Raw genomic sequence first — 9247 nt, forward strand, 5'->3', positions numbered from 1 at the left:
GTTTCCGCAATGCTCGCCGAACTCGACGACGAGTGGCTGACCGGCAAGGTCTATCTCAACTTCAACCTGTAACCCGGTTGTCATGACCACCCAACCGGAAATTTACAGAAAAGAGGTTGCACAATCCTTCGACCAGCTGGCGTTCGCTGCGGATGGAAAACAGGATCTGCAGCAACAAGGCCTTGAGCAGCATCTCCGGCGGCACCGAGGGGCGGCCGCGGCGGGCGTAGACCGCTTCGAACTCGCGGTTCATGGTTGCCAGCAGCGCATCGACCACGGCGCGCAGCTTGCGCAGTGGGTGCGCCTGCGGCACGCGCTCTTCGAGGCTGATGTAGCTGAACATCGCCCCCTGGAAGTCTTGACTGCCTCTCATCGTGCTCGTCTGCGTTGTTCTCGGTTGGCCTCAGATCGTACCGCCCGACGCGGGGGGTGGCGAGGGATTTTTCAACGGCCTGTTAGAGTATTCGGGGCGTCAGGGGCAAGTGCAGGCACCGTCGTATATTCGTTTCAAAGAAAGGCCGGATAAGTCGTTGGCTGAAATAGCGGACGAAATTTGGTGGCGCCAATCTCGCGGCAAAAATTGATGCTCCTTGATACTGGTAATCGGGGTCGCGGCAAAGGCTGTGCGTTGATCTTGGGGGACTTGAAAAAGCGGGTGTTTATCAGAAAGGGTAGGGTGTGGGTGGTTCTAAAAAAAGTGCGGCAGGTGTGATTTCAAAATTAGCCATGTTACACACAAAAAAGAACGAACAGGGGGAAGATGTTTTTATTCATAATCCCCATGAGCCGAACTTGGACCGTTTTTTGGATGCGGATGCGATCATTACTGTTACGCCAGGTGCCAAGCTTCCGGTCGATGCCCTGAATGGCGTGAGGTTTGCGCCTTGGGAACCTCCTGCCGACGGCAAGGACCAGCTGGCCGGGCAGCTTGATATCGAGGATGAGCCGGCTTTGACAGCCCTCAAGCCGGGACAAAAGTTCGCGACCGGCCTGGTGATTATGGAGCCGGATGGGCGTGTTTGGGTTGTGTCGCCGACCAACGGCTACGGTGGTTACCAAAACACCTTCCCCAAGGGTCGCGTCGATCACAAACAGCCGCGATGGTATCAATCGAACGCTATTTTAGAGGCCTGGGAAGAAACGGGTTTGAAAGCGCGCATCGTTGGTTTTGTGGGCGATGTGGACCGAAGCGTTACCCGCACACGCTACTACTTGGCTATACGTGAAAGTGGTACCCCGGCCGACATGGGGTGGGAAAGCCAAGCGGTGCACCTGGTACCACTGTCGAAGTTGCGTCAATTTCTCGATTCTAAATTCGATCACCAAGTTGTCGATTTGGTGGAGCGTGCGTTGGCGGCCTATGGCGGCAAACTTCCGGATCCTGGGCGCGAGGGCGGGGAAGATGGCTCGGGTAGGCGACGGAACGAACCACGTGAGCATCAGATGCAAGAGGCCTTTATCGGTTGCTTGCTCGGTGGCGCAGTGGGGGATGCGCTGGGCGCTCCGGTGGAATTTTTGTCGCGTGAGCAGATCCTGAGACAATTTGGTCCAGCGGGTATTACGGACTATGCACCAGCCTACGGGGCAGCCGGTTGTATTACGGACGACACGCAAATGACCCTTTTTACCGCCGAGGGCCTTTTGCGAACCTGGGTACGGGGGCGTATGCGGGGGCTGGCCAGCTATGAGGATGTGACCTGGTACGCTTACCAGCGTTGGTTGCTCACGCAGGGTGAAGGACCCTCCGTCGATTCGCAGGGTGAACATTGGCTTATTCAATACCCGGGTTGGCTGTACCTGCAGCGACCACTGCATGCTCGGCGCGCGCCGGGGAATACCTGCTTGCAAGCTTTGCGCACACGGCGGAGTCCCGATGGGAAAGCCGGGAACAACAGCAAGGGCTGTGGTGGCGTTATGCGTGTCGCTCCGGTAGGCTTGTATTGTGCACGCCAGCCATCGGCGGATGCGAGCGCGTCATTCGAGCTGGCGGTCAAATTGGCGGCGCTCACGCACGGGCACCCGACCGGTCAACTTGCGGCGGGTGCGTTCGCGCTGTTGATTTTTGAGGTTGTCAGAGGTGCAACTTTGTCAGATGCCCTGCGAAGCGCAGAGTCGGAGTTGCAGCGCCACCCGGGGCATGAGGAAACCCTGCGAGCGTTGCAACAAGCGCGGCGCTTGGCGTGCCAGTCTTGTGATCATCCGCAAGCGATTGCCGAGCTGGGTTCGGGCTGGGTGGCCGAAGAGGCGCTGGCAATCGCAGTTTATTGTGCTTTGGTCGCGTCCGATTTTTCGCATGGCGTTACGTTGGCTGTCAACCACGACGGAGATTCCGATTCCACGGGTGCCTTGGCGGGCAACCTTCTTGGGGCTATGTATGGTGCTGCGGCGATACCCCAGCGCTGGCTGGCCGCGCTGGAATTGCGTGATGTGATTGAGGAGGTGGCGCAGGATTTATTCCAATATCCGGATTGGCCACTGGGTGAATACGTGCCTACGACGCTTCGTGGCTTGCATATTATGGCGAAATATCCGGGGTGTTGATGTGTGGATTTGTCTGCATGATGCTTTTTTGTCTGTCGTTTACAAGGACTGCCCGCCGGATTGCTTGCTCGTCCGTGCGCGGCGCCAGGGCGATATCGAGAAAATATTCCCGGGCTACGAGGTCACCGCTTCGCGGCACACGGACTATCGCTATCGGGCGGTGGTGCCGCGTCGCGTCGTGGCTGAAGCCATCGCGCGACGGCTGCAGAGCATTGATTACGCCAACTTCAAGGCGAGCGTGGCGGACGATGCGTTGCACCGCGCCTATGCACAGGTGTGGGGGACGATGTACCGGCTCCAGCGCTAAGCAGTTCCCCGGTTCTGGTGGCGCTGTGACACCTCACGTGGGTGTTGGGCGGGCCCGTCCGCCACGTTCCCGTTACCGGTGCGTCATGGTGACGCGCGGCGCCCGCGCCCGAGCGTGTCGCCGCAGCGGCAAAACACCGCGAACGATCGTTCGGAAAAACCCTTAAGCCGCTCCCGACCGAGAGGGGTTTGGGGAATAATGCGCACGTCGTCAGCCTCGTGTCAGGCTGACGGCGCGTATCCCGACCCCCTCAGGAGACCGCATGAGCACCATCACCGCCGCCGACAAGCCGTGGTTGCAACAATATCCCGCGGGCGTCCCCGCCGAGATCGATCCCAGCCGCTACCGCTCGCTCGTTGCGCTGATGGAAGAGAGCTTTGGCAAGTACGCCGAGCGGGCCGCCTACAGCTTTTTGGGCCAGGAATGGACCTACCGCGAGGTGGACGAGGCCTCGCGCGTGCTGGCGGGCTACCTGCAAAGCTTGGGCCTGCAACGCGGCGACCGTGTGGCGGTGATGATGCCCAACGTGCCGCAGTACCCGATCGCGGTCGCGGCCATCCTGCGCGCGGGCTATGTGCTGGTCAACGTCAACCCGCTCTACACCGCGCGTGAGCTCGAGCACCAGCTCAAGGACAGCGGGGCGAAGGCGATTTTCATCATCGAAAACTTTGCCCACACCCTGCAGCAGTGCCTGCGGGCCACGCCCGTGCAGCACGTGGTGCTGTGCGCGATGGGCGATGTGCTCGGGGCCAAGGGCTGGATCGTCAACCTTGTGGTGCGCCACATCAAAAAGCTGGTGCCACCGTTTCACCTGCCGGGGGCGGTGCGCTTCAACGACGCGCTGACGCGCGGGCGCCGCGCGCCTTATCGGCCGGTGGAGGTGGGGCCGGACGACGTGGCCGTGTTGCAGTACACCGGCGGCACCACGGGCGTGAGCAAGGGCGCCGTGCTGCTGCACCGCAACCTGATCGCCAACGTGCTGCAGTCCGAGGCCTGGAACGAGCCGGTGATGAAAAAAATCCCGCCCGGCCAGCAGCCCACGGCGGTGTGCGCGTTGCCGCTCTACCACATCTTTGCCTTTACGGTCAACATGATGCTGAGCATGCGCACCGGAGGCAAAACGATATTGATCCCCAATCCGCGCGATCTGCCCGCCGTGCTCAAGGAGCTGTCGCGGCACACCTTCCACAGCTTTCCGGCGGTCAACACGCTGTTCAACGCGCTGCTCAACCACCCGCAGTTCGACACCGTCAATTGGCGCAACCTCAAGGTGTCGCTGGGCGGGGGCATGGCGGTGCAGGCGGCCGTGGCCAAACGCTGGCTGGAGCGCACCGGGTGCCCGATCTGCGAGGGCTATGGCCTGTCCGAGACCAGCCCGTCGGCCAGCTGCAACCCGGTCACCAACACCGAGTTCACCGGCACCATCGGCGTGCCGCTGCCCAGCACCGAGATGAAATGCGTCGATGACGAGGGCAACGAGGTGCCGCAGGGCACGCCGGGCGAGATTGCCATCCGTGGCCCGCAGGTGATGGCGGGCTACTGGCAGCGTCCGGACGAGACGGCCAAGGTGATGACGGCCGACGGGTGGTTCCGCACCGGCGACATCGGCGTCATGGACGAGCGCGGCTACTTCAAGATCGTGGACCGCAAGAAGGACATGATCCTCGTGTCCGGCTTCAACGTCTACCCCAACGAGGTGGAAGACGTGGTCGCCCAGTGCGAGGGCGTGCTCGAGTGCGCGGCGGTGGGCATCCCCGATGAGCACTCGGGCGAAGCGGTCAAGCTGGTGGTCGTCAAGAAGGACCCGGCGCTGACCGAGGCGCACATCCGCGAGTTCTGCGAGGCGCGCCTGACCGGCTACAAGCGGCCCAAGGTGATCGAGTTTCGCACCGAGCTGCCCAAGACCCCCGTGGGCAAGATTTTGCGGCGAGAATTGCGGGACAACAAGCCGACCACGTCCTGAGCATTCGCCATGGCCCGCATCGCCGTCATCAGCGCCGTCCACGAAGAACTGGCCGAAATCCTGCAGCTCATGCCCGACGAGCGCAAGGTCAGCGTTGCCGGGCGCGAGTTCTGGCAGGGTCATCTGCAGGGGCACGAGGTGGTGGCGGTGCTGTGTGGCATTGGCAAGGTGGCGGCCGCCACCACCGCCACCGTGCTGCACGAGCGCTTTGCGCCCCAGTACATCCTGTTTACGGGTGTGGCCGGCGGGCTGGCGCCGATTGCCGAGGTGGGCGACGTGGTGGTGGGCACGCGCTACCTGCAGCACGATTTGAGCGCCGCGCCGCTGTTCCCACGCTGGGAGGTGCCGGGCACGGGCAAGATGCATTTCGACGCCGACTTGGTGTTGGCGCAGGTGCTGGAGGAGGCGGCACGCGACGCCGTCACGTGGCTGCCCAAGCTGGTCAGCGAGGAGACGCTGCGCGCGCTCGGCCTGCACCGGCCCACGGTGCACCGCGGCCTGATCGTCAGTGGCGACCGCTTCATCACCAGCGTGGCCGAGTCGCAGGCGTTGCGCGAGGCCTTGCCCGAGGCGCTGGCCGTGGACATGGAAAGCGCCGCCGTGGCCCAGGTCTGTTGGGACTACGGCACGCCGTTTGCGGCGGTGCGCACCCTGTCCGACCGCGCGGACGACGAGGCGCACGTGGACTTCCAGGCCTTCATGCGGGACGTGGCGCGCCACTACAGCGCGCGCATCGTGCGCAAAGCGCTCAACCTGCTTTAGTGGTGCGGCACCGGCGCGCGCCAAGCCAACACAATGGGCTCTACCGCGACGATCGCCACCAAGCTGATTCACGCCGGTCTGTGGCTGCTGCTGGCCGTGACGGGCTCCATCGGCGTAACCCTGTGGGTGACCTGGCAGTTAGACGGTGGGGCGGCGGCGGTTAATGAAGCCGGTCGACTTCGCATGCAAGTTTGGCGATTGGACGCTGCGCGAACCGCGTCTGTGTCTGCCGAACGTCGACAAGCCCTTTTGACCGAATTGACCGAGAGTTTGGCAAGGCTTCGGAGCGGTGATCCCCAGCGCCCCCTGTTTGTCCCCTGGACGCCGGCGATTCGTGACCGGTTTGATACGGTGGAGACGGCCTGGAATCAAATGAGCTCGTTGTGGGACCCGCGTGCGCCGTTGGATGCTGCCAACAGCACCGCGGCTTTTGCCGCGGCCGAATCCCTGGTCGGCCACATCGATGACCTCGTTTTTTCCATCGAGGAGGAGCTCGCACGTCTCACCCGCATCCTCAACCTGCTGCAGTTCGTGATGATTGCGTTGGCCGTTGTGGGCGCGGCGTTCATGCTCTATACGGGCCAGCGCTACGTGATGCAGCCACTGACGCGGCTGGCGCGCGCGATGGCCCATTTGCAGCGCGGCGCGTTTGCCACCCGCGTGGCCGCCACCAGCAGCGACGAGTTTGGGCAACTGGCCGCTGGCTTTAACCAAATGGCTGCTACGCTGCAGGACTTGTATGGTCAGCTCGAGGCCCGGGTGGCAGAAAAAACCCGGGATCTCGAGGCCAAACGCGCCAATCTGCAAACACTCTATGACATGAGCTTGTTTCTGAGCGAAGCTGACTCGCTGGCGGTGTTGTCCAGCGGCTTCGTTCAGCGCTTGCGGCAGCGGCTGCGTGCCGATGCCGTCGTGCTGCGCTGGGCCGACACGTCGCTGCAACGCTATCTGTTGTTGGCCGAAGACCAGATGCCGCGCGAGATCGTGGCGGCCGAACATGTGTTGCCGTGCGGACAGTGCGTTTGTGGTCAGTCACATATCGAGCGGCGCACCCGAGTCATCACCCTGGAATCCGATGGGAGTGACCGCCGCGTCAACTGCACCCAACTCGGTCTGCGTACCATGATCAGTGTTCCGATTCAGGCGCAGCAGCGGCTGTTGGGTGAGATCAATCTGTTCTATCGATCGTCGGTGGTGCTAAACGACGGGGAACGCGAGCTGCTCGACGCCATGGCGGGTCAGCTTGCCAATGCCGTGGAAGGGTTGCGTGTCCAGGCGCTGGAGCGTGAGACGGCGATCGCCCAGGAGCGCAACTTTCTGGCTCGCGAGCTGCACGACTCGATCGCGCAGTCCCTTTCCTTTCTCAAAATCCAGGTGCAGCTGCTGAACACCGCCCTGCAGCGTGCGGATCTGCCAGCGGCGCAGCACCACGTCGGTGAATTGGAAGTGGGCCTGCAAGAGAGCTTGGCCGATGTACGCGAATTGTTGATGCACTTCCGCACGCGTGCGCATGCAGACGATATCGTCAGCGCTTTGCAGGAAACCGTCACGAAATTTCAACATCAGACTGGGTTAGAGGTCAAACTGGAGTCGTTTGGCAGTGCCCTCGAATTGCCGGTGGACGTGCAAATGCAGGTGCTGCATGTGGTCCAAGAGGCGCTGTCCAACGTTCGCAAACATGCCCGTGCCAAACACGTGGTGGTCGAGGTGTACAAGGGCTCACCCTGGAAATTCGTGGTTCGCGACGACGGGGTGGGGTTCGATATCGACGTAGGACGCGATCAAACCCACGTGGGCTTGCGTATCATGCGTGAACGGGCTGTCACCATTGGCGCGCACTTAGACGTGCAGTCCGCGCCCTGCCGTGGCACCACGGTGACGTTGACCGTGCCTTCCGACGCGGCCGTTCCAGAGCCTGCGGGGCACGGTGTTCACGTGGGCGCAGTACCATCGCCATGACATGAGACCGACTCGTTTGCTTCTGGTTGACGACCATCCCCTGTTTAGGAGGGGGTTGCGAGCGTTGCTCGAACAAGCGCCGCTTCTGCGGGTTTGCGGCGAGGCTGGCGATATTGGCGAAGCGCTGCGAGCATTGCAGGACGCGCAGCCTGACGTCATCTTGCTGGACAACCACCTGCCGGGTGTGCGTGGGGTCGATGCGATCGGCACTTTGCGTCAGGCCGCTCCGCTGGCGCGCATCGTACTTCTGACTGTCAGCGAAGATACCGAAGATTTGGCCGCCGCGTTGCGTGCCGGGGCCGATGGCTATCTGCTCAAAACCACCGAGCTCGATCAACTCTGCGATGCGGTGCAGCGGGTGGTCGGCGGTGACTCGGTCATCAGCCCACCGATGCTCAACAAGCTCGTGACCATGGTGCGCGCATCCAACCAGTCCGAGGTAGGCGCAGCGCCAATGGCTGCTCCCCACCAGGTAGACCGGGCACCACAGGCGCCGTTCGCCGATGCGCTTGTCCAGCGCTCGGTCATCGACGCGTTGTCAGAGCGCGAGCGGGAAATTCTGACGTTGATCGCACGTGGGCAAAGTAACAAAATGATTGCCCGTGCTCTTGACATAGCCGAGACCACTGTCAAAATCCACGTGCAGCACATTTTGCGCAAGCTCAATGTGACATCACGCGTTCAGGCGGCGGTATTGGCCGTCAACCACGGCTTGGGCTAAAGCGCTGGCCAACCTTCGATCACCCAGGCACCCAGGTGGACACAGCGTAGGCCACGATGCCGTAGTGCTGGCCGTAGCGGCCGAGTACCGCATCGAGCACGCGGCGCGCAGTGGCTTCGTCGCACAGAACCTCGAAGCGCACATTGTTGGATAGCAGCAGACGGTCGTCACGCAGTCCTCGGTTGCCGCGTCCTCGGACTTCGCTGACGGTGTAGCCTTTGGCGCCCGCGTCCAGCAGCGTGTCGCACAGGATGTCCTCCAGTTCCGCCTCGGCGATCACGACGACGACACAGCCTTGGTGCGGGGACACAACAGACGCGGTGTTCATGCTGCTATCCGGTAAAAAGTTTCGGCCATGGACAAATACAGGGGGACCCCGACCACCACATTGAAAGGAAACGTCACGCCCAGCGAGGCCCCCATGGACAGAGCCGGGTTGGCCTCCGGGATAGCGATTCGCATGGCCGCTGGTGCGGCAATGTAGGATGCGCTGGCATACAGCACCGCCAGCAAGTGCGTATTGCCCAGCGGCAGGCCTAGCAGCCATCCTACCAGCACGCCGCCAGCGGCAGACACGATGGGCATCAGGATGCCAAAGCCGACCAAGAACGGGCCAACGCGGCGCAAGTCACCAAAGCGGGCGGCCGTCGTCACCCCCATGCCCAACAAAAACAGGGCGAGAAAGCCTTTGAACAAACCTTCGAAAAACGGTACCAGTGCAGTGGCGCCATCGCGTCCCCAGACCCAACCAATCACCAGTGCCCCCAGCAGCAGCACGATGGCCTTGCCCGTCAGCACCTCGTGTGCCAGACGGCGCCAGTCGGCATCTGCCTTGAGGCCCTTGGCCAACAGAACGCCGACGATTAACAGGCCGTTGAAAAATCCCTCGCCACCCCCCGCGTCGGGCGGTACGATCTGAGGCCAACCGAGAACAACGCAGACGAGCACGATGAGAGGCAGTCAAGACTTCCAGGGGGCGATGTTCAGCTACATC

General features: G+C 62.3%; 8 protein-coding genes and 1 pseudogene. 6 read left to right on the top strand and 3 right to left on the bottom strand.

Annotated features, from left to right (window positions below; all coding sequences use genetic code 11):
• Window positions 1–121: 121 nt before the first annotated feature.
• Window positions 122–373 (bottom strand): annotated as a pseudogene (locus Tther_RS12005) (transposase); the annotation flags it as partial.
• Window positions 374–678: 305 nt separating this feature from the next.
• On the opposite strand from Tther_RS12005, the gene Tther_RS12010 reads away from it, so the two are divergent.
• The 6 genes from Tther_RS12010 to Tther_RS12035 all read left to right on the top strand — a co-directional run bounded on the left by Tther_RS12010 (window position 679) and on the right by Tther_RS12035 (window position 8253).
• Window positions 679–2541 (top strand): ADP-ribosylglycohydrolase family protein, encoded by a 1863-nt coding sequence (locus Tther_RS12010; RefSeq protein ID WP_185975089.1) that lies wholly within the window; start codon window positions 679–681, stop codon window positions 2539–2541.
• A gap of 28 nt (window positions 2542–2569) precedes the next feature.
• Window positions 2570–2848 carry a hypothetical protein gene (locus tag Tther_RS12015; RefSeq protein ID WP_143904195.1) on the top strand — a complete coding sequence of 93 codons (279 nt, stop codon included), beginning with the start codon at window positions 2570–2572 and terminating at the stop codon, window positions 2846–2848.
• Between the two features lie 262 nt (window positions 2849–3110).
• Window positions 3111–4811, top strand: a complete 1701-nt coding sequence (locus Tther_RS12020) for a long-chain-fatty-acid--CoA ligase (RefSeq protein ID WP_143904198.1) — start codon at window positions 3111–3113, stop codon at window positions 4809–4811.
• Between the two features lie 9 nt (window positions 4812–4820).
• The gene (locus Tther_RS12025; RefSeq protein WP_143904200.1) at window positions 4821–5573 is read left to right on the top strand and encodes a 5'-methylthioadenosine/adenosylhomocysteine nucleosidase; all 753 of its coding nucleotides are present in this window, start codon (window positions 4821–4823) and stop codon (window positions 5571–5573) included.
• 33 nt (window positions 5574–5606) lie between these two features.
• Window positions 5607–7532: a type IV pili methyl-accepting chemotaxis transducer N-terminal domain-containing protein gene (locus Tther_RS12030; RefSeq protein ID WP_143904202.1), complete on the top strand. Its 1926-nt coding sequence runs from the start codon at window positions 5607–5609 to the stop codon at window positions 7530–7532.
• Between the two features lies 1 nt (window position 7533).
• Window positions 7534–8253, top strand: coding sequence for a response regulator (locus Tther_RS12035; RefSeq protein ID WP_143904204.1), 720 nt, complete (start codon window positions 7534–7536; stop codon window positions 8251–8253).
• A gap of 19 nt (window positions 8254–8272) precedes the next feature.
• On the opposite strand, the gene Tther_RS12040 is transcribed toward Tther_RS12035, so the two are convergent.
• Both Tther_RS12040 and Tther_RS12045 read right to left on the bottom strand, forming a co-directional pair.
• Window positions 8273–8581 (bottom strand): P-II family nitrogen regulator, encoded by a 309-nt coding sequence (locus Tther_RS12040; RefSeq protein WP_143904206.1) that lies wholly within the window; start codon window positions 8579–8581, stop codon window positions 8273–8275.
• Window positions 8578–9201, bottom strand: a complete 624-nt coding sequence (locus Tther_RS12045) for a sodium-dependent bicarbonate transport family permease (protein ID WP_185975090.1) — start codon at window positions 9199–9201, stop codon at window positions 8578–8580. The genes Tther_RS12040 and Tther_RS12045 overlap by 4 nt, the downstream gene beginning before the upstream one ends.
• Between the last annotated feature and the right edge of the window lie 46 nt (window positions 9202–9247).

The organism is Tepidimonas thermarum (assembly GCF_007556705.1).
Taxonomy (GTDB): domain Bacteria; phylum Pseudomonadota; class Gammaproteobacteria; order Burkholderiales; family Burkholderiaceae_C; genus Tepidimonas; species Tepidimonas thermarum.

Coding starts and splice junctions, on each gene's coding strand:
- Tther_RS12020 (WP_143904198.1), top strand. CDS start 3,111: ATGAGCACCATCACCGCCGCCGACAAGCCGTGGTTGCAACAATATCCC.
- Tther_RS12025 (WP_143904200.1), top strand. CDS start 4,821: ATGGCCCGCATCGCCGTCATCAGCGCCGTCCACGAAGAACTGGCCGAA.
- Tther_RS12030 (WP_143904202.1), top strand. CDS start 5,607: ATGGGCTCTACCGCGACGATCGCCACCAAGCTGATTCACGCCGGTCTG.
- Tther_RS12035 (WP_143904204.1), top strand. CDS start 7,534: ATGAGACCGACTCGTTTGCTTCTGGTTGACGACCATCCCCTGTTTAGG.
- Tther_RS12040 (WP_143904206.1), bottom strand. CDS start 8,581: ATGAACACCGCGTCTGTTGTGTCCCCGCACCAAGGCTGTGTCGTCGTC.